The sequence below is a fragment of the Lentzea sp. NPDC058450 genome, from assembly GCF_042721395.1.
GTDB lineage: Bacteria > Actinomycetota > Actinomycetes > Mycobacteriales > Pseudonocardiaceae > Lentzea.
This window is the reverse complement of record NZ_JBHXLO010000041.1, coordinates 1-20103: the sequence shown is the minus strand read 5'-3', so window position 1 is coordinate 20103 and position 20103 is coordinate 1. Positions and strand designations below refer to the sequence as shown.

Annotated in this window: 15 protein-coding genes; 3 read left to right on the top strand and 12 right to left on the bottom strand. The window is 69.5% G+C overall.

All coding sequences use genetic code 11. From position 1 onward, the window contains the following. Positions 1-5: 5 nt before the first annotated feature. Positions 6-2033: a fibronectin type III domain-containing protein gene (locus ACFWNN_RS40335; protein WP_382445246.1), complete on the bottom strand. Its 2028-nt coding sequence runs from the start codon at positions 2031-2033 to the stop codon at positions 6-8. Then, complete coding sequence (locus ACFWNN_RS40330; protein WP_382445245.1) at positions 1991-3295, bottom strand: MFS transporter; 1305 nt, start codon at positions 3293-3295, stop codon at positions 1991-1993. The genes ACFWNN_RS40335 and ACFWNN_RS40330 overlap by 43 nt, the downstream gene beginning before the upstream one ends. A gap of 158 nt (positions 3296-3453) precedes the next feature. On the opposite strand from ACFWNN_RS40330, the gene ACFWNN_RS40325 reads away from it, so the two are divergent. Together ACFWNN_RS40325 and ACFWNN_RS40320 are read left to right on the top strand one after the other, a co-directional pair. Further along, the gene (locus ACFWNN_RS40325) at positions 3454-3996 is read left to right on the top strand and encodes a class I SAM-dependent methyltransferase (protein WP_382445303.1); all 543 of its coding nucleotides are present in this window, start codon (positions 3454-3456) and stop codon (positions 3994-3996) included. 59 nt (positions 3997-4055) lie between these two features. Next, positions 4056-5234 carry an FAD-dependent monooxygenase gene (locus ACFWNN_RS40320; RefSeq protein ID WP_382445244.1) on the top strand — a complete coding sequence of 393 codons (1179 nt, stop codon included), beginning with the start codon at positions 4056-4058 and terminating at the stop codon, positions 5232-5234. Here ACFWNN_RS40320 and purU read toward each other — a convergent pair. From purU to ACFWNN_RS40295, 5 genes are read right to left on the bottom strand one after another with little or no spacing between them, the layout of a single operon-like run. Further along, positions 5231-6073, bottom strand: coding sequence for a formyltetrahydrofolate deformylase (gene purU, locus ACFWNN_RS40315; RefSeq protein WP_382445243.1), 843 nt, complete (start codon positions 6071-6073; stop codon positions 5231-5233). The genes ACFWNN_RS40320 and purU overlap by 4 nt on opposite strands. After that, positions 6073-6648 carry a sarcosine oxidase subunit gamma gene (locus ACFWNN_RS40310; protein ID WP_382445242.1) on the bottom strand — a complete coding sequence of 192 codons (576 nt, stop codon included), beginning with the start codon at positions 6646-6648 and terminating at the stop codon, positions 6073-6075. Before ACFWNN_RS40310 ends, purU begins: the two co-directional genes overlap by 1 nt. Continuing rightward, entirely contained in the window at positions 6638-9478 is a 2841-nt protein-coding gene (locus ACFWNN_RS40305; RefSeq protein ID WP_382445241.1) for a 2Fe-2S iron-sulfur cluster-binding protein, read from the bottom strand. The genes ACFWNN_RS40310 and ACFWNN_RS40305 overlap by 11 nt, the downstream gene beginning before the upstream one ends. Then, positions 9475-9756 carry a sarcosine oxidase subunit delta gene (locus ACFWNN_RS40300; protein ID WP_382445240.1) on the bottom strand — a complete coding sequence of 94 codons (282 nt, stop codon included), beginning with the start codon at positions 9754-9756 and terminating at the stop codon, positions 9475-9477. The genes ACFWNN_RS40305 and ACFWNN_RS40300 overlap by 4 nt, the downstream gene beginning before the upstream one ends. A 10-nt stretch (positions 9757-9766) precedes the next feature. Continuing rightward, complete coding sequence (locus ACFWNN_RS40295) at positions 9767-10996, bottom strand: sarcosine oxidase subunit beta family protein (RefSeq protein ID WP_382445239.1); 1230 nt, start codon at positions 10994-10996, stop codon at positions 9767-9769. A gap of 68 nt (positions 10997-11064) precedes the next feature. Between ACFWNN_RS40295 and ACFWNN_RS40290 the strand changes: the two genes are divergently transcribed. Further along, positions 11065-11721, top strand: a complete 657-nt coding sequence (locus ACFWNN_RS40290) for a GntR family transcriptional regulator (RefSeq protein ID WP_382445238.1) — start codon at positions 11065-11067, stop codon at positions 11719-11721. Here ACFWNN_RS40290 and ACFWNN_RS40285 read toward each other — a convergent pair. Genes ACFWNN_RS40285 through glyA form a run of 5 tightly spaced genes read right to left on the bottom strand, consistent with a single transcriptional unit; the run spans position 11674 to position 19243 of the window. Next, complete coding sequence (locus tag ACFWNN_RS40285) at positions 11674-13260, bottom strand: BCCT family transporter (RefSeq protein WP_382445237.1); 1587 nt, start codon at positions 13258-13260, stop codon at positions 11674-11676. The two genes, ACFWNN_RS40290 and ACFWNN_RS40285, sit on opposite strands and share 48 nt — an antisense overlap. A gap of 29 nt (positions 13261-13289) precedes the next feature. Beyond that, the gene (locus ACFWNN_RS40280) at positions 13290-14420 is read right to left on the bottom strand and encodes an aromatic ring-hydroxylating dioxygenase subunit alpha (RefSeq protein WP_382445236.1); all 1131 of its coding nucleotides are present in this window, start codon (positions 14418-14420) and stop codon (positions 13290-13292) included. Beyond that, on the bottom strand, positions 14417-16864 hold the full coding sequence (locus ACFWNN_RS40275; RefSeq protein WP_382445235.1) for an FAD-dependent oxidoreductase: 2448 nt from the start codon (positions 16862-16864) through the stop codon (positions 14417-14419). The genes ACFWNN_RS40280 and ACFWNN_RS40275 overlap by 4 nt, the downstream gene beginning before the upstream one ends. Further along, a complete protein-coding gene (locus tag ACFWNN_RS40270; RefSeq protein ID WP_382445234.1) occupies positions 16861-17943 on the bottom strand; it encodes an S-(hydroxymethyl)mycothiol dehydrogenase in 1083 nt (360 codons plus the stop codon). The genes ACFWNN_RS40275 and ACFWNN_RS40270 overlap by 4 nt, the downstream gene beginning before the upstream one ends. Then, positions 17870-19243, bottom strand: coding sequence for a serine hydroxymethyltransferase (glyA, locus tag ACFWNN_RS40265; protein WP_382445233.1), 1374 nt, complete (start codon positions 19241-19243; stop codon positions 17870-17872). Before glyA ends, ACFWNN_RS40270 begins: the two co-directional genes overlap by 74 nt. Positions 19244-20103: the final 860 nt, after the last annotated feature.

Sequence of the window (20103 nt, the reverse complement as noted above, 5' to 3'; positions counted from 1 at the left end):
CTTCCCTAGACCGCGAGCGACCAGCTGCTCAGGACGCCCGTGTCACCGGGGCCGTTGTCCCCGATGCGCAGCGTCCAGGTGCCGCTCGCGGCCTCCCCTGCACCGGGGACCACGGTGAACGTCCTGCCCGCCGCGAACGGGTGGCAGTCGTAGCGCCCGCCGGGAGTGCGCAGCAGCGGGTAGGTGCGGCCGCTCGGCGCGACCAGGGTGACGTTGAGGTCCTCCTGGCAGGTGTGGGTGGCGTCCACCTTGACCGTGAGCGGGTTGCGAGCGGTGCCGGTGGCGGTGGATCGCACCGCGCTCACCGCCACCGCGAAGTCGCGGATCGGGTGGTCCGTGTCGTTGGTGAACGTGCGGCCGCCGGTGGTGCCGGACGTGCGCGCGGTGACCTCCGCGGACTGCTTCGACTGGTTGCCGGCGGCATCCAGCGCGCGGACCGAGAAGGTGTACGAGGTGTCGGCGGTCAGGCCGGTGACGGTCGCGGTGGTGCCGGTGGCCTTCGCGACGACCGTGCTGCCGTTGAGGACCTCGTAGCCGGTGACGCCCACGTTGTCGGTCGAGGCGTCCCACGCCAGGGCCACGCTGGAGGCCGTGACGCCCGTGGAGCGGAGGTTGTTCGGGGCGGTCGGGGCCTCGGTGTCGCCCGTGCCCGGCTGGGTGCGGGCGGTGACGGCGGTGCTCGCGGCCGAGGTGTTGCCGGCGGCGTCGCGTGCCTTGATTGTGAAGGTGTAGTCGGTGTCGGCCTTCAGGGACGACACGGTGGCGGTGGTGCCGGTGACCGTGGTGGCGAGCGTGCTGCCGTTGTAGACGTCGTAGCCGGTGACGCCGACGTTGTCCGTCGAGGCGTCCCAGGCCAGGGACGCGCTGGACGCGGTGGTGCCGGTCGAGCGCGGGTTGGCGGGGACGGACGGCGCGCTGGTGTCGCCGCCGCCGGTGACCAAGGTGAGGTTCCACTTACGCAGGGCCTCGTTGACCGGCTGGAAGAGCGACATGTCGCCGTCGGTCGGGTTCTGCACGCACTTCGACGGGCCGCCGTCGTGCAGGCCCACGGCCTTGTCGCCGAGGAGCCACGCGCCGCCGGAGTCGCCGCCCAGCGAGCACGCCGTGGTCCAGGTGAGGCCTTCGATGATCAGGCCGCCGCCGTAGTCCACGGTCTTGTTGGTGTACTTGACCTCGCCGCACTGCCACTTCGAGGTGTTGCCGGAGTGGCAGACCTGGTCGCCGACCATCGCCTCGGCCGAGCCGGTGACGGTGACGGCGGGCTGGCCCCAGGTGTTGACGGACGGGGACAGGGTCCAGTTCGCCTCGGTCACGGCCACGACGCCCATGTCGCCCTCGCGGCCGTTGACGCTGCGGGTGCCGCCGACGTTCGACGTGCCGAGCCGGTTCTGCTGACCTGACTGGCCGTAGGCGGCCTGGTTCGCGTCGTTCGTGCAGTGGCCGGCGGTGAGGAAGTGCTTGCCGCCGCTCGAGTCCGTGGCGGGGAAGCCGATCGAGCAGTTCGACTCCGAGCCCGGCCACCACGGGCTGCCGGGCTGCACGGTGCCGGCCTGTTGCCGTTGCTGGGACCGGGTTTCCACGATCTGCACGCCCGCCAGGCCGCGCACCTTCGTCAGGAAGCGTTCGGTGGCCTCGGTTTTGCGCGTCGTGTTGACGGTGATGTCGACCTGGTTGTCGCGCACATCGATGCCCCAGCTGAACACGCCGGGCACGCCGTCACCGATCTGGGTGCGCACCTCGCCCAGCAGCCGGTCGAGGTCGGCGGCGCTGCGTTGCACGACGACGGCCTTGACGCCCTCCAACCGTGCGCGCTCGGCCGCCTGCTCGGACGGCACGGCGACGGTGAGCTTGCCGGACGCCGCGTCGAACCAGTGCCCGGCGAGCTGACCGCGCAACTCGGGCGACAGGACTTTGAAACGCTGATGTGCCTCGTTCTGCTGAGCGGTCGCGTCCGGTTGCACGGCCGCCGCGCTGTGCACGACGGAAAGCGTCAGAACCGATCCGCACGCGGCAGCGATGATTTTGCTGCGCATTCGCATGAGTGGAGCTCCTTCACAGGCAGGGTGCGAAAACCGTATTCCGCAAAACCCGCGACCTGCGAATTTAACTTTTCGGTCCGAGGCCAGAGCACGAATGCGCCCGCTGCGCCGATCGCCGTCAACGCACCGAGAACGACGAACGCCGTGGTGATGCCCGCCGAAGTCGCGACCCAGCCGGCCAGCGGGTAGCAGACCAGCCAGCAGGAGTGCGACAAGGCGAAGTCCGCGGCGAACAACGCCGGTCGATCCGGACCGGACACCGACCGCCGCAGCAGCCGCGCACCCGGCGTGAGGGCGAGCGAACATCCCGCCCCGATCAACGCCCACAACACCAGCAACGCGGGCCAGTACCCGGCCAGAAACGCACCCGCCCCCAGCACTCCGACCAACACCGAAGCCGCACGCAGCACGACCGCACGATCCGAGAACCGGTCGAGCAACCGGGGCAACGCACAGGCCGCGACCAGCGACCCGACCCCGTTGGCGGCCAACGCGAGCGCGACGGCGGACGCGTCCCGCCCGAGCCCGTCCCGCACGTGCGCCACGGTGTTCACGAAGACCATCGACCCGGCCGCCGCGGCCGCGAAGTGCACCGCGAGCAACCCGCGCAACTGCGGTGCGGCGAGGTAGAGCCGAATCCCGCGGGTGGTCGCGTCGTACCGATGTCCGGTGCGCGGCGACGCCTGCGGCTTCGGCACGACCGCCGACAGCACCAGCAGAGCCGAAGCGGCGAAGCCGAGTGCCGTGCCGACGAACAACTGGTGGAAGCCCACGACCGTCAGGGCGGCCGCGGCGAGTGCCGGGCTGAGCAGGCTCTCCAGGTCGTAGGCCATGCGGGACAACGTGATCGCGCGGGTGTACGAGCGCTCGTCCGGCAGCACGTCCGGAATCGTCGCCTGGAACAACGGCGTGAACGCGGCCGATCCCGCCTGCAGCAGGAAGATCAGCGCGTAGACCTGCCACACTTCGCTGACCCACGGCAGCGACACGGCCACCCCGGCCCGCACCAGGTCCAGCGCCACCAGCACCGCCCGCCGCGGCAGCGCGCCGAGCAGCGCCGTGGCCACCGGCGCGACCGTGACGTACGCGATCATCTTGATCGCCAGCGCCGTGCCGAGCACCGCGCCCGCCTCCGCACCGGCGAGGTCGTACGCGAGCAGACCGAGCGCGACCGTCGCCAGTCCCGTTCCGGTGAGCGCGACGACCTGCGCACCGAACAACGTCCGGTACGTCGGATAACGGAGAACGGAAATCACGCCGGAACTATAAGCACGACAATAGGTTTGCGTCGACGCTGCAACAGCACAACACTGGCAACAGCAATAGACTCACATTAGATTAATTGAGGCGATAGGGTCGCTTTGTGACCCCCTACGATTCCGTCGCGTCCCTGTACGCCGAACTGTTCGCGGACATGCTCGACACCCGCCCGCTCGACCGCGCGATGCTCGCCGCGTTCGCCGAGCTCACCGAGAACCCGGTCGCGGACCTCGGCTGCGGCCCCGGCCACCTAACCGCGCACCTGAAGAGCCTCGGCCTGGACGCCTTCGGACTCGACCTCTCCCCCGAGATGATCACGATCGCCCGCGCCGCACACCCGGACCTGAAGTTCGACGTGGGCACGATGGCCGCGCTGGACCTGGCGGACGGCAGTGTCGGCGGAATCCTGGCGAACTACTCCGTCATCCACATTCCGCCGCACGACCTGCCGAAGGTCTTCGCGGAGTTCCACCGGGTGCTCAGGCCGGGCGGTCACGCGCTGATCGGGTTCTTCGCGGGCGACGACCCCGAACCGCAGGAGTTCGACCACAAGGTGACGCCGGCCTACCGCTGGTCCCCGTCCGGTCTGATGGGTTTGGCGCAGGACGCCGGTTTCGCCGAGATCGGGCGTTTGGTCCGCCAACCGATCGAAAGCGAACGTTTCCTGCAGGCGCAGTTGTTGGTACGCAAAGCTTAACCGCCGATTCCTCCGTACACTCCGGACCGTCCGACCAACGAAACGAATGGGGGCCAACGGTGACCAAGGTTCTGGTGACGGGGGCGAGCATCGCGGGACCGGCGCTCGCGCACTGGTTGCACCGGCGGGGAGCCGAGGTGACCGTCGTGGAACGCGCGCCGGGCCTGCGGCCGGGCGGTCAGGCGGTGGACGCGCGCGGTGTCTCCAAGGACGCCATCCGGTTGATGGGCCTGGAGAAGGAGATCCGCGCGGCCCGCACCGAGACGGCGGGCGCGCACACCGTGGACGCCGACGGCACGGTGCTGGAGACCTACCGCGCCGAGGACCACGGCGGCGACGGCTACATCGCCGACATCGAGATCCTGCGCGGCGACCTCTCCCAGCTCCTCTACGACGACACGCGCGACGGCGTCGAGTACGTCTTCGACGACCGGATCAGCGAGCTCACCCAGGACGCGGACGGCGTCGACGTGACGTTCGCGAGCGGCGGCACGCGGCGGTTCGACCTGGTCATCGGCGCCGACGGCCTGCACTCGTCGTTGCGCGCGATGGTCTTCGGGCCGCGCGAGAACTACGTCCGCCACCTCGGCCTGGTGCTCGCGTTCTTCAGCGTGCCCAACGAGTTCGGCATCGACGGCTGGATGATCGACTACCAGGACCGCGACTCCGGCCGCACCGCCGGCCTGCGTCCCCTCAAGGACGCCACCCAGGCGATGGCCATGATGTCGTTCCCGGCGGCCGACTTCGACGTCGACTTCCGCGACATCGACGCCCAGAAGCGCCTGCTGCGCGAGCAGATGGCGGGCATGGGCTGGGAGACCGAACGCATCCTCGCGCACCTCGACGCCAGCCCGGACTTCTACCTCGACCAGGTCGCCCAGGTCGTGATGGACAGCTGGTCGGACGGCCGGGTCGCGCTGATCGGCGACGCGGCGTCCAGCTCGTCCCCGATGTCCGGCGGCGGCACAGGCCTCGCCCTCGTCGGCGCCTACCTGCTCGCCGGCGAACTGGCCGCCGCGGACTGGAACCCCGAGGCGGGGTTCGCGGGCTACGAAGCGCGCATGCGGTCGTTCGTCGAGGCCAACCAGGAGATCGGCCGCATGCACGTGCACAGCCTGCTGCCGCAGACCGAGCCGGCGCCGGAGCCCGACATGGAGGCGTTCACCGCGCTGATCGACCGCGCGATCAACGGCGCCGAACTGCCGCCCTACGACGGACTCCCGGACAACCGCGGCTAGCGGAACACCACCGTGCCGTTGCCGTTGAGCAGCACGCGGTGTTCGCAGTGCCACCGCACGGCCCGGGACAGCGCGAGCGCCTCCGCGTCCCGGCCGGCGGCGGTGAGGGCGCGCGGGTCGTAGGAGTGGTCGACCCGCAGCACCTCCTGCTCGATGATCGGGCCCTCGTCGAGGTCGGGGGTGACGTAGTGGGCCGTCGCGCCCACGTACTTCACGCCCCGGTCGTAGGCCTGGTGGTACGGCTTCGCGCCCTTGAAGCCCGGCAGGAACGAGTGGTGGATGTTGATCACGCGGCCGGCCAGCTTCGCGCACAGGTCGTTGGACAGCACCTGCATGTAGCGGGCCAGCACGACGAGGTCGGCCTGGTACTCCTCGACCAGCTCGATCAGGCGCTGCTCGGCGGCGTGCTTGGTGTCGGCGGTGTTCGGCACGTGCACGAAGTCGAGCCCGGCCGCCTCCGCCATCGGGCGCAGGTCCTCATGGTTCGAGACGACGGCCGCGATCTCGCCGCCGAGGCTGCCCGCGCGCCAGCGGAACAGCAGGTCGTTCAGGCAGTGCCCGGCCTTGGACACCATCACGAGGACGCGCGGCGGCCGTTCGTCGTGCAACTCGAAGTCCATCTCGAACTGGGTGGCGACGGCGGCGAACTCGCCGGCCAGCGAGTCGCGGTCCGTGCCGGCGCACGAGAACGCGGTGCGCAGGAACAGCTTCCCGCGCACGTCGTCGTCGAACTGCTGGTGCTGCACGATGTCGCAGCCGTGGTCGACCAGGAACGACGTCACGGCGTGCACGATGCCCGCCCGCTCGGGGCAGTTCAGGGTGAGGACGAACTGGGGCATCACGGCACCGCCAGGTACTCGGTGGCGGCGTCGGCCAGCCACGCGGCGAAGTACTCGGCGAACGACGAGCGCACCAGGATCGTGAAGCCGTCGTCGTTCACCTGCAGGACGATCCCCGTCCGTGCGAGCAGCGTCTGCACGCAAGTGCCGCGGGGAGCCGAAGCCGGGTGCAGGTCCACGGAACATCCGTGAGCCAGCACGTCTCGGGCGCGCGGCCCTTGAAGGACCACGGTCGTGCGTTGAGCCGAAGTGTCCACAACGGACCCCCGGACGTTCTCGAGCGCTCCACGCAACACCTCCTCGATCGCGATCTGCAGGTCGGGCGAGGCCGTGACCAGGAACTCGTCCGGGCCGAGCCAGAGCACCTCGACGGCACCGAACTCGCCGGTCCCCGAGGTGAAAGTGCACGGGACAGAAGGAAAACGCACGCCCAGCGCGTCCCCCATCGCCGCGATGGCGTCAGGATCGGACACGCGGACGGTGAGCTGCGAGCGGAACGGCACCTCGGCGGCGTCCAGCGCGGGGGTGAGCGCCGCCAGCCGGTCGGTCCAGGCGGCGAGGGGACTATCCGTCACGACGGGCTCCTTCCTTGTCGTACAGCACGGATTCGGTGACGGTGACCGGCACGAGCGCGTCCTCGACGGGCACGTACAGGGTCTCGCCGATGCGTTCGTGGCCGGAGCGCACCAGCGCCAGCGCGAACGTGCGGCCCAGCGCCGCGCTCGGGTAGCTCGACGTGACGTGGCCGAGCATCCGCACCGGCGGTTCGGGCAGCCGGTCGGTCTCGACGATCTGCGACCCCTCCGGCAGCAGCACCGCCGGGTCGACGGGCAGGAGCCCGACCAGTTGCTTGCGGTCCGAGCGGTTGTTCTCGGCGCGGGCGAACGACCGTTTGCCGATGAAGTCCGGCTTCTTCTTCGACACCGCCCACGACATGCCGAGGTCCTGCGGCGTGACCGTCGCGTCGGTCTCCTGGCCGATGATCGGGTAGCCCTTCTCGGCCCGCAGCACGTGCATGGTCTCGGTGCCGTACGGCGTGATCCCGTACGGTTCACCGGCCTCCATCAAGGCCTTCCACACGGTCAGGCCGTGCCAGCCGGTCACGTTGATCTCGTAGGCGAGCTCACCGGAGAAGCTGATCCGGCACACCCGCGCCGGCACGCCCGCGACCGTCGTGTCGTGCCAGGTCATGAACTCGAACGCCTCGTTGGAGACGTCGAGATCCGGAGCGACTGCCGCCAGCACGTCACGGGACTTGGGCCCCACCAACGGGATCGTGGCCCAGTGCTCGGTGACCGAGGTGCAGTGCACGTCGAGGTGCGGCCACTCCGTCTGCAGCCACTCCTCCATCCAGTCGAGGATCTTCGCGGCGTTGCCGGTGGTCGTGGTGACGATGTAGCGCTCCTCGCCGACCCGGATCACCGTGCCGTCGTCGATCACCATCCCGTCCACGCCGCACATGACGCCGTACCGGATCTTGCCGACTTTGAGGGTGCTCATCAGGTTGGTGTAGAGCATGTCCAGGAACTTCCCGGCGTCCTTGCCCTGCACGTCGATCTTGCCGAGCGTCGACCCGTCCATCATGCCGACGCTCTCGCGCGTCGCCTTGCACTCGCGCAGCACCGCCGTGTGCAGGTCCTCGCCCGGCAGCGGGTAGTACCAGGGCCGCTTCCACTGCCCGACGTTCTCGAACAGCGCCCCGTGCTCGACGTGCCACGGGTGGATCGAGGTGACGCGGACGGGGTCGTGCAGCTCGCCGCGGTCCCGTCCGGCCAGCGCCGCGAACGACACCGAGGTGAACGGCGGCCGGAACGTCGTCGGCCGCTGCTCCCCCAGCTCCACGCCGAGCGCCTCGGCGACGATGCCGGCGGCGATCATGCCGGACGTCTTGCCCTGGTCGTGCGCGGTGCCGATGGTCGTGTACCGCTTGATGTGCTCCAACGACCGCAAGCCGGCGCCGGTCGCTCGCAGCACGTCCGCGACCGTCGAGTCGCGTTGCAGGTCCACGAAGCTGGTGTCGTCGGAGCCGGGAACGCGCCACAGCACCAGGCCGGAGCGGGCGGTGCAGCGGGAGTCGGAGGCGGGCAGCGGCACCTGGCCACCGGAGGTGAAGCCGGCGGCCTGGGCTGCTTCGGCACCGGCGTCACGGCCCTGACGGGTGCACGCGGTGAGGTCGAGCTCCCCGGTCGCGGAACCGGCGACGCGGACGGTGGGCAGTGTCTCGCCGGGGACGAAGGCGCCGAGTTCGGAGTCGTAGCGGAGGGTGCCTCGGGCCTGGCTGAACAGGCTGACCACCGGATTCCACCCGCCGGACACGAGAAGGGTGTCGCAAGGGATGGTGGCCACAGGCGTGGAGGTGTCGCCGAGCACGCCGACGTGGGCACCGCTCACCCGCGCGTCTCCCTCCGTCCCCACCACCGCGTGTCCGGCGCGGACCTCGATCCCCCGCGCCGTGCACTCCGTCGCCAGCCTCGCCGGAGCCTCGGCCCGCGCGTCCACGATCAGCGCGATGTCCACACCGGACTCCGCGAGGTCGATCGCCGCGCAGTAAGCGGAGTCGTTGGTCGTGAACACCACCGCCCGCGACCCCGGCAGCACCCCGTAGCGGTGCAGGAAGGTCCGCGCCGACGAGGCCAGCATGATCCCTGGCCGGTCGTTGTCCGCGAACACCACGGGCCGTTCGTGCGCACCGGTCGCGAGCACCGTCTGCCGCGTCCGGATCCGCCAGACCCGTTGCCGGGCCACCGAAGCGGGCGCCGCGAACCCCAGGTGGTCGGTCCGCTTCTGCAACGCCAGCACGAACCCGTCCTGGTACATGCCGAACGCCGTGGTCCGCTCCAGCACCAGCACGCCGGGCGTCGACTTCAGCTCGGCCACGACGTCCGCGACCCACTCGGCGGACGGCCGGTCGTCCAGGTACTCGTCCACGCCCAGCAACGCGCCGCCGGCCTGGTTCTGCTCGTCCACCAGCACGACCCGCGCACCGGCACGGGCCGCCGTCAACGCCGCCACCAGCCCAGCGGGCCCGGCGCCGACGACGAGCACGTCGCAGTGCTCGTGCTTGGCGTCGTACCGAGCAGGGTCGGGTTCGGAGGACAACCGGCCCTGGCCCGACAACCCGCGCGCCACCAGGCCGTCGTACAGCTCGACGGTCGTGGCGAGCAGCATCGGTTCGGAGAACGGCGCCTCGACCTGGACCAGCGAGGTCGGGTCCTCGGAGCCAGCCGCCACGACACCGCGCGGACGGCCGAGCTTCACGCTGCTACCCAGCGAGTGCACCCCCTGAGCCAGCAGGGCGGACGCGAGCGTGTCGCCGGGGTGCCCGGTGTACTCGACGCCGTTGAACGTGAAGCGCAGCAGGGTGTTCCGGTCGATCGAGCCACCGGTCGGGGTGCGGAAGGTCATGCGGTCACCTCGGGCATCGGCTCGCCCACGCGGTAGACGGCCAGCAGGTCGTGGGTGCGGGTGTCGCGGACGGCGTTGAACCAGCGGCGGCAGCCGGCGTTGTGGCTCCAGCGCTCGGCGAACGGGCCGCTCGGGTTCTCCCGGAAGAACACGTACTGGGCCCATTCCTCGTCGCTCAAAGCCGACGGGTCCTCGGGGTACGCGACGTGGGCCTGGCCGCCGTAGTGGAACTCGGCTTCCTCGCGCGGGCCGCACCACGGACACGGGATGAGTTGCATCGCAAGTCTCCTAGTGGGCCACGGCGGCGGCGCCGTGCTCGTCGACGAGAGCGCCGGAGGTGAAGCGCTCCAAGGTGAATGGCTCGTTGTACGGGTGCGGCTTGTCGTGGGCGATGGTGTGCGCGAAGCAGTCGCCGACACCGGGCGTGGCCTTGAAGCCGCCCGTTCCCCAGCCGCAGTTCAGGTACAGGCCGCCGATGGGGGTGAGGCCCACGATCGGCGACGCGTCCGGGCTGACGTCCACGATGCCCGCCCACGTCCGAAGCAGGTGCGCCCGCGCGAACACCGGGAACAGCTCCAGCGCGGCCGCCATCTGCTGCTCGATGATGTGGAACGAACCCCGTTGCCCGTACCCGTTGTAGCTGTCGATGCCCGCGCCCATCACCAGTTCGCCCTTGTGCGCCTGGGAGACGTAGACGTGCACGGCGTTCGACATCACGACCGTCGGGTGCACGGGCTCCAGCAGTTCGGAGACCAAGGCCTGCAACGGATGCGACGCCAGTGGCAGCCGCAGCCCGACCATCTTCGCGAGCACCGAGCTGTGCCCGGCCGCGCACAACGCGACCCGGCCGGCGGCGATCCGGCCACGGGAGGTCTGCACCGCGGCGATCCGGCCGTCGACCGTCTCCAGCCCGGTGACCTCGCAGTTCTGGATGAGGTCCACGCCCATCGCGTGCGCCGCCCGCGCGTAGCCCCACGCGACGTAGTCGTGCTTCGCGATGCCCGCGCGCGGCTGGTAGGTGGCGCCCAGCACCGGGTAGCGGACGTCCGGCGAGGTGTTGACGATCGGGCAGATCTCCTTGACCCCGGCCGGATCCACCCACTCGGCGTCGATGCCGTTGAGCCTGTTGGCGTTGACCCTGCGCACGCTGTCGCGCACGTCCTGCAGGCTGTGCGCGAGGTTCAGCACGCCGCGCTGGTCGAACAGGATCGGGTAGCCGAGGTCCTCCTCCAGGCCCTCCCACAGCTTCAGGGAGTGCTCGTAGATGCCGGAGCTCTCGTCCCACAGGTAGTTCGACCGGATGATCGTGGTGTTGCGGGCCATGTTGCCGCCCGCGAGCCAGCCCTTCTCCAGCACCGCGACGTTCGTGATGCCGTGCACCTTCGCGAGGTAGTAGGCGGTGGCCAGGCCGTGCCCGCCCCCGCCGACGACCACGATGTCGTAGGACGCCTTCGGTTCCGGGTTGTCCCACAGGAACTCCGGGTGCTCGGGCAGGTGCGCTCCGGGCGGGCTGGTCATCGCGAGGCCTCCAGTGACACCATCTGGTCGACTCCTGATATATCAGTCTGTGCGTTACAGTAGGTCACATGAACGCACGGGTCAACGACGTACCGGCGTCCGTCTCACTCACCGAGCAGGCGTACGCCGTGCTACGAGATCGCCTGGTCATGCTGGAGATCAAGCCCGGTGAGCCCATCAACGAGGACAGGCTGCGCACCGAGCTCGGCGTCGGCCGCACCCCGATCCGCGAGGCGTTGAAGCGGCTCGAGCAGGAACGCCTCGTCGTCGCCTTCCCGCGCCGCGGCACGTTCGCCACCGACGTGAACATCTCCGACCTCTCCCACATCTCCGAGGTGCGCCGGACGCTGGAACCCCTCGCCGCCGCAGCCGCAGCCGAACGCGCCACGAGCGAGGACCGCGTCGCGCTCACGGCCCTCCGCTCGCAGCTCGACACGACGCCGACGGGCGACAACACGGAACTGCTGCGCGCCGACGTCGGCGTGCACCGGGCCATCTACGGGTGCGTGCACAACCCGTTCCTGGAAGACACCCTGATCTCCTACGACAACCTCGCGACGCGGATCTGGTGCGTCTTCCTGCCCCGGCTGTCCGGGATGGCCGGTCACGTCGACGAACACGTGCCCCTCCTGACGGCGATCATCGACGAGGACGTGAAGAAGGCGGGCGAGCTCGCCTCACAACACGTCATCGGGTTCGAGCGCGCGATCCGGGCGTTGATCTAGCACGAGCGGGTCGCTGCGCAGGTCCTTCACCAGCGCGACGCAGGCCACGATCATCACCAGCCCGAACGGCGCGGCGGCGATGATCGTGAGGTTCTGCAACCCGGTCAGCGCGGTCGCCCCTCCCCCGCCGACCAGCAGCATCACCGCGGCCACACCACCGGTCGCGACGCCCCAGAACACCACCAGCCGGCGATGCGGTTCGTTGTCCCCGCGCTGGGACAACGTGCCCATCACCAGGGACGCCGCGTCGGCACCCGAGACGAAGAAGATCGCCACCAGCACCATCACGACCACCCCGGCGACCGCGGCCAGCGGGAACTGGTCGAGCACCCCGAACAGCTGAGACTCGGGGTTCGCCGCGCCCGCGAGGTCGACGCCGTCCCGTTGCACCGAGATCGCGGTGCCGCCCATGATCGAGAACCAGACCAGGCTCACCACCGAGGGCACCAGGATCACGCCCTTCACGAACTGCTTGATCGTGCGGCCGCGCGAGATCCGGGCGATGAACATGCCGACGAACGGCGTCCACGAGATCCACCAGGCCCAGTAGAAGATCGTCCACCCGGACAGCCAGGTCTCCATCGCGTCCCCGCCAGTCCCGGCCGAGCGCGACACCATCTCGCCCATGTCCCGGAAGTAGTCGCCGACGGCGGCCGGCACCAGGTTCAGGATCAGCACGGTGGGCCCGACGAGGAACACGAACACCGCGAGCACGGTCGCCAGCACCATGTTGATGTTCGACAACCACTGGATGCCCTTGGCCACGCCCGAACAGGCCGACGCCACGAACGCCACCGTCAGCACCGCGATGATGCCGATCAGCACGCCCACACCGGGGTTCTCGCGCACGAACCCGCCGGCCTTCAGCCCGCTGCCGATCTGCAACGCGCCGAGCCCGAGCGAGGCCGCCGACCCGAAGAGCGTCGCGAAGATCGCCAGGACGTCGATCAACCGCCCGAGCGGCTTGTCCGACACCCGATCACCGAACAACGGGGCGAACACGGCGCTGATCAGCTGCTTGCGGCCACGCCGGAACGTGCCGTAGGCGATGGCGAGCCCGACGACCGCGTAGATCGACCACGGGTGGATCGCCCAGTGGAACAGCGAGGTCGCCATCGCGACGTCGATCGCCGCGTCCGTGCCGCCCTCGACCGAGCCCGGCGGTGGCTTCACGAAGTGCGCCAATGGTTCCGCGACGCCGTAGAACATCAGCCCGATGCCCATGCCCGCGCTGAACATCATCGCGACCCACGAGATCGTGCGGAACTCCGGGCGTTCGCCGTCCTGGCCGAGCGGGATCCGGCCGTACTTGCTGAACGCGAGCCACAGGGCGAAGATCACGAACCCCGTGGCCGCGGTCAGGAAGGCCCAGCCGGTGTTGCGGATGACCCAGCCCAGCACCGCCGAGGAGACGGTGCTGAGGCTGTTCGTGCCGATGATCCCCCACGCGAGGAACGCGGAGGCCACGACCGCGGAGACGATGAAGACGACGCGGTCGGTGTGGGATCTCGTGGTGGGTATGAACGTCGGTTCGGACACTGCTACCACCTCTTCGTTGAGTTGGCCTGCTAGTCGGTCCCCCTGATCAGCTTCTGCTGCACCCAGTCGTGGAACTCACCGATGTGGTGCTCGGACGGCACCAGCACGCCGCCGTCGCGGTAGGCACGCGACGACATGGCGGGCTGACACCGTTCGCACGCCTCGAAGTCCTGCTCGTTGACGCGGTGGAACAGCTCCACCGACCGCGAGACGTCCTTGCCGGTCGCGACGACGTCCTTGGCGTAGAGCCAGTCGCACTCGACGATCGTGCGGTCGGCGGCCAGCGGGAACATCCGGTGGATGATCACGTGGTCCGGCACCAGGTTGATGAACACCTGCGGCCGCACGGTGATCGCGTAGTACCGGCGTTCCTGGTCGGACGCGACGCCGGGCAGGTCCTCGAAGCCCTCGCTGCCGTCGATCGTGAAGCCCTTGATCTCCTCGCCGAACACCGCGCCGTGCCCGACGTAGTACTGGGCGGCGTAGCCGTCGGCGAACTCGGGCAGCACCTCGGTGAGCTCGGGGTGGATCGTCGCGCAGTGGTAGCACTCCATGAAGTTCTCGATGATGAGCTTCCAGTTGGCCTTGACGTCGTAGGTGATCCGGCGGCCCAGGTCGAGCTCGCTGACCTGGTAGTTGCCGATCGCGTCGAGGTTGCCGAGGCGTTCCTGGACGTCGCGCTGCACGGTCTCCTCGAACGACGCGGGCTCGTCGGCGAGCGACACCCACGCGTAGCCGAGCCATTCGCGCAGGTGCACGGTCTTGAGGCCGTACTCGACGCGGTCGACGTCCGGCATCGACGTGAGGTTGGGCGCGGCGACCAGCTTGCCGTCCAGGCCGTAGGTCCAGGCGTGGTACGGGCACTGGAAGTTGCGCTTGACCGTGCCGGACTCCTCGACGCAGAGCTTCGCGCCGCGGTGCCGGCAGATGTTGAGGAACGCGCGCAGCGAGCCGTCGCGCGCGCGGCTGATCAGCACGCTCTCGCGGCCGATCTGGACGGTGCGGAAGTTGCCCGCGTCCGGCAGGTCGGCGCTTCTGACCGCGCAGAACCACATCTGCTCGAAGATGTTCTGCTGTTCGAGCTCGAAGATCTGCGGGTCGGTGTAGGTGTGGCCGGGCAGCGTGGGGATGAGGCTCGACGGGAGTTCGGTCTGGGTCATGAACGGATCCGCTTCATCTCGGGGTCGAACAGCGGCTCCGCCGCCACGACCGCTGCGACACGTGCACCGAAGTACTCGATCTCGACCGGCGTGCCCGCCACGGCCACCTCGGCGGGCAGCCACGCGTAGGCGATGTTCCTGCCGATCGAGTAGCCCCGAGCCGCGCTCGTGACGTACCCGACCGGAACCCCTTGGGAGAACACCGGTTCCGACCCCATCACGACCTGGTGGTCGTCGTCGATCAGCAGGCAGGTGAGCTTGCGCGTCGCGGTCTCCTCGGACCTGCCCTCCAGGGCCCTGCGGCCGTGGAAGTAGCCCTTGTTCATCCGGACGGCGAACCCGAGCCCCGCCTCGTACGGGTCGTGCTCGGTGGTCACGTCCGTGCCCCACGAGCGGTAGCCCTTCTCCAGCCGCATGCTGGTGAACGCGCTGCGGCCGGCCGCGATGACGCCGTACCGCTGCCCGGCCTCCCACAGCGTGTCCCACAGCCGCGCGCCCATGTCGGCGGTCGTGTACAGCTCCCAGCCGAGCTCACCCACGTACGACAGGCGCATCGCGGTGACCGGCACCTCGCCGATGAACGCTTCCTGGGCCTTGAAGTAGCCCATCGCCTGGTGCGAGAAGTCGGTCTTCGTCAGCGGCTGCAACAGGTTTCGTGCTTCCGGTCCCCACAGGCCGATGCAGCACGTGCCGGGCGTGATGTCGGTGATGTGCACACCGCCGTTGGGCGGCAGGCGCCGCTGCAGCCAGTCGAGGTCGAGCGGGCCGTTCGCGCCGACCTGGAACCGCTGCTCGCCGAGCCGGGCGATGGTCAGGTCGCTGCGCACGCCGCCGTCCTCGTTGAGCAGCAACGTGTACACGACGGCGCCGGGTTTGCGGTCGAGCTGGTTGGTGGTCATGGTCTGCAGGAACGGCAACGCCTCCGGCCCGCTGACCTCCAGCCGCTTCAACGCCGTCATGTCGAACATGGCGACGCGCTTGCGTGCCACCAGTGCCTCGGCACCGGCGATCGGCGACCAGAACCGGGACGCCCACTCGTTGCGTTCCGGGATCTCCGCGACCTCGGGCAGGTCGGCGTTGGCCTCGTACCAGTGCGGCCGTTCCCAGCCGGAGGCCTCCAGGAACACCGCGCCGAGCGCCTTCTGCTGCTCGTAGAACGGGCTCTTGCGCAGCGGTCGCGGTTTCTCGGCCGGTTGCAGCGGGTGCAGGATGTCGTAGACCTCGACGAACGCCCGGCAGCTGCGTTCGTGCACGTAGCCGGGCGAGCGCTGGGCGACCTCGAACCGGTTGAGGTCGCAGCCGTGCAGGTCGATCTTCGGCTGGCCGTCGACCAGCCACTCGGCCATGGCCTTCGCGACGCCGGCGGAGTGCGTGATCCACACGGCCTCGGCGACCCAGAACCCCGGCAGGCCGGGGTGTTCGCCGAGCAGCGGGTTGCCGTCGGGCGTGAACGAGAACAGCCCGTTGATGCCCTCCTCGACCTTGGAGTCGCCGAGGGCGGGCAGCAGGTCGACGGCAGCGTCCCAGGAGGTCTCGAAGTCCTCCGGCGTGAACGCGATCTCGGACGGCATGGTCGGCGCGACGTCGAAGTCCAGGATCTCGTCGGCGTCGATCGGCATGGGCCGGTGCCCGTAGGCGCCGATGCCGATGCGGTCGACGTGCTCGCGGAAGTAGAGGTCCGCGTCCTGGTGCCGCAGCAACGGCGTCGACATCTCGGACAGCTCGGTGTTCTTGCCCTTCAACGCGGGCAGCGGCGCCGTCCTCGCGTACTGGTGGGCCATCGGGACGAGCGGGATGTCGAGGTCGACCATCCGGCCGATCCGCGGTCCCCACATCCCGACGCACGACACCACGATGTCGGCGGGGAAGGTGTCCTTCTCGGTGACGACGGCCTTGACGCGCCTGCCGGTGCGTTCGATGCCGGTGACCTTCTGGAACTGGAGGAACTTCGCGCCCCGGTCCATCGCCCTGCGCGCCTGGGCCTCGGCCGCCCTGAGGGGCTTCGCGAGGCCGTCGGACGGGATGTGGAAGCCGCCGAGGATCTTGGCGGGGTCGAGCAGCGGGTGCAGCCGCGCGCACTCCTCGGGGTCGCGCAGGAAGCTCTCGACGCCCCACGCAGTCGCCCAGCCGTGCCTTCGCTTGATGTCGGTCCACCGCTCCGGCGTCGTCGCGACCTCGAGCCCGCCGAGCTGCTGGAAGCACCACTGGTCGTCGAGCGTCATCGCCGTGTACTTCTCGACCGTGTACTTCGCGAACGACGTCATCGTCCGGCACCCGGTCGTCTGGAAGACCAGGCCGGGCGCGTGCGAGCTGGACCCGCCGGTGGCGAACAGCGGCCCCTGCTCCAGCACGGTGATGTCGGTCCACCCGCGCGCGGTCAGCTCCTCGGCCAGCGCGCACCCGACGATGCCCGCGCCGATCAGCACCACTCTCGGCTGAGTCACAGGACCACCACCGAACGCAGCACGCGGCCGTGGTGCATGTCCTCGAACGCCTTCTCGACGTCCCCGAGCCCGATCGTCTCGGACACGAACGCGCCGAGGTCGAGGCGCCCCTGCAGGTACAGGTCGATCAGCATCGGGAAGTCCCTGCTCGGCAGGCAGTCCCCGTACCAGGACGACTTCACCGCGCCGCCCCGGCTGAACACGTCGATCAACGGCAGTTCGAGCTTCATGTCCGGCGTCGGCACCCCGACCAGCACGGCGAGCCCGGCGTGGTCCCGCGCGTAGAAGGCCTGCTCGAACGTCTCGGGCCTGCCGACCGCGTCGATGACGACGTCCGCGCCGTTGCCGTCCGTCAGCTCCCGGATCGCCTCGACGACGTCCCGCTCCTTGGCGTTGATCGTGTGCGTGGCCCCGAACTTCCTGGCCCACTCGAGCTTCGTCGGGTCGAGGTCGACGGCGATGATCGTGCGCGCACCGGCCAGCCGAGCCCCGGCGATCGCCGCGTCCCCGACCCCACCGCACCCGAGCACCGCGACGCTGTCACCTCGGCCCACGCCCCCGGTGTTGATCGCGGCCCCGATGCCCGCCATCACCCCGCACCCGAGCAGTCCCGCCACCTCAGCCGGCGCCTTCGGATCCACCTTCGTGCACTGTCCACTGTGCACCAACGTCTTCTCCGCGAACGCCCCGATGCCGAGCGCGGGCGACAACGGCGTGCCGTCCTGCAACGTCATGGGCTGGGCCGCGTTGTGGGTGTTGAAGCAGTACTGCGGCCTCCCGCGGAGGCACGACCGGCACGCCCCGCACACGGCCCGCCAGTTGAGGATCACGAAGTCGCCGGGCGCGAGATCCGTGACCCCGTCCCCCACCGCCTCCACGACCCCGGCCGCCTCGTGCCCGAGCAGGAACGGGAACTCGTCGTTGATCCCGCCCTCCCGGTAGTGCAGGTCCGTGTGGCAGACCCCGCACGCCTGCACCTTCACCAGCGCCTCACCAGGCCCGGGATCAGGCACCAAGATCGTCTCGACCGTGACCTTGGCCCCACGCCCCGCCGCCACGACACCGTTCACCGCATGCACTTTGACTCGCTCCCGTCAGAGGTGGGGGGTAGAGGGGGTTCTTCGCGGCCAGCGCGGCAACCCGCGCGCTCAGCGCCTCCGCGTCGAACACGGGCTTGAGCGCGGCCGCGATGACATCCGCGACCTCGACGAAGTCTTCTTTCACAAACCCACGAGCCGCCAGCGCGGGCGTCCCGATCCGCAACCCGGACGTGACCATCGGCGGCCGCGGATCGAACGGCACCGCGTTCCGATTCACCGTGATCCCTATTCCATGCAACCGATCCTCGGCCTGCTTACCGTCCAAAGCAGACTCAACGAGGTCCACCAGCACCAGATGCACGTCCGTGCCGCCGGTCAAGACCTTCACCCCGGCCTCAGCACAGTCCTTCTGCATCAACCGCTCAGCCAACACCCGAGCACCTTCCAGCACACGCTGCTGCCGCTCCCGGAACGCCTCCCCCGCCGCAACCTTGAACGCCACCGCCTTGGCCGCGATGACATGCTGCAACGGCCCACCCTGCTGCCCGGGAAACACCGTGGAGTCGACCTTCTTGGCCAACTCCTGTCGGCAAAGGATCACCCCACCCCGAGGCCCACCCAACGTCTTGTGCGTAGTCGTCGTAACCAGATCCGCGAACGGCACAGGACTCGGATGCACCCCGGCCGCCACCAACCCGGCGAAGTGCGCCATGTCCACCATGAGCTTCGCGCCGACCAGATCAGCGATCCGCCGAAACTCCGCAAAATCCAACTGCCGCGGGTACGCCGACCACCCAGCGATGATCAGCTTGGGCCGCACCTCGGTTGCCAGCCGCTCGACTTCCTCCATGTCAACCCGCCCAGACGCCGCGTCAACGTGGTAGGCCACCACCTTGTACAGCCGCCCGGAGAAGTTGATGCGCATCCCATGCGTCAAATGCCCGCCGTGCGCCAGATCCAGCCCCATGATCGTGTCGCCGGGCTGCAACACAGCCGCCATGGCCGCAGCATTGGCCTGGGCCCCCGAGTGAGGCTGCACGTTGGCGTGCTCAGCGCCGAACAACGCCTTCACCCGCTCAACAGCCAACGCCTCAACAACGTCAACGTGCTCACACCCGCCGTAATACCGGCGCCCCGGATACCCCTCCGCGTACTTGTTGGTCGACACCGACCCCTGCGCCTGCAACACGGCAACGGGCGCGAAGTTCTCGGAGGCGATCATCTCCAACGTCGACTGCTGCCGCAGCAACTCAGCCCCGATGGCAGCGGCAACCTCGGGATCGACAACACCGAGGTCCGACTCAAGCTCTGTGCTGGTGGTGGGAACGGAGAGTGACACGGGCCAACCCTTCCGAGCGAGTTCCGTAATACGCAACCTGGTTCGCATTATGCAACTACAGCGCGCATCACGGTGAGACCAGCCGCGCGCGTTGTCAAGCCCTAGTCGCACGGACGGAGGCACCGCCCCCATGCCCGAACGGGCTCAAAGGGACAAGCACGCCAAGGGATCCGGGCACAACAAGGCCCCGCCGCACAGCCGGGGTGGGCAGCAGACGGCCGGGTTCGGGCACGCGGGGAGGAGGGGGACGGCGCGGGATTGAGGGCGGGGCGGGAGCAGGGTGGGCGGGACGAAGGCCGGGCGAGGTCGAAGCCGGGGCGAGGCGGAGCCGGGCAGGGTCGACAGAGGCAGGGCTGCGGGAAGGCGGGGCGCGGGGTAGCGGCGGGGGTGGAGGTGCAGCGGCAAGACAGAGGCGAGGCGGAGGCGGGCAGGGCAAGGTGGCCAGGACAAGGTGGCCAAGCGGCAGTGGCCGGGACGTGGTTGCCGAGCGCAGAGGCCCCAGCGAGGTGGCCAAGCGGCAGTGGTCGCGGCGTGGTGGCGGGGCGCGTGGGTCGGTGGTGAGCCAAGACGGGGTGGGGCCAAGACTCAGGTCACCAATGGCTTGAGGACACGCGAAGCCGAAGGCGAGCCCGTACGAGCGCGCGAACGCAATGGCGCAGCCGAGCTACCCGACCTCACCGCGATGCCGAAGGCGAGGCGTCCCTCCTAGGCTCATCACGGCAACCGGTCATGACGCGACTTACCCGCCCAACGTGCCCACGCTGCAAAGAGATTGGGGCTTGACTTTGGGTGCGAGGCGTCAGATGTGTATTTGAGGTCTGGTTGTATGTGTCGTGGTTGCGGGCGTGGTGGTCCTAGTC

Excerpts from the sequence above, each read along its gene's own strand:
- ACFWNN_RS40300 (WP_382445240.1), bottom strand. The coding sequence starts at position 9,756 with ATGCAACTCATCCCGTGTCCGTGGTGCGGCCCGCGCGAGGAAGCCGAG.
- ACFWNN_RS40325 (WP_382445303.1), top strand. The coding sequence starts at position 3,454 with ATGCTCGACACCCGCCCGCTCGACCGCGCGATGCTCGCCGCGTTCGCC.
- ACFWNN_RS40290 (WP_382445238.1), top strand. The coding sequence starts at position 11,065 with ATGAACGCACGGGTCAACGACGTACCGGCGTCCGTCTCACTCACCGAG.
- ACFWNN_RS40280 (WP_382445236.1), bottom strand. The coding sequence starts at position 14,420 with ATGACCCAGACCGAACTCCCGTCGAGCCTCATCCCCACGCTGCCCGGC.
- ACFWNN_RS40305 (WP_382445241.1), bottom strand. The coding sequence starts at position 9,478 with ATGACCTTCCGCACCCCGACCGGTGGCTCGATCGACCGGAACACCCTG.
- ACFWNN_RS40295 (WP_382445239.1), bottom strand. The coding sequence starts at position 10,996 with ATGACCAGCCCGCCCGGAGCGCACCTGCCCGAGCACCCGGAGTTCCTG.
- ACFWNN_RS40335 (WP_382445246.1), bottom strand. The coding sequence starts at position 2,033 with ATGCGCAGCAAAATCATCGCTGCCGCGTGCGGATCGGTTCTGACGCTT.
- purU (WP_382445243.1), bottom strand. The coding sequence starts at position 6,073 with ATGCCCCAGTTCGTCCTCACCCTGAACTGCCCCGAGCGGGCGGGCATC.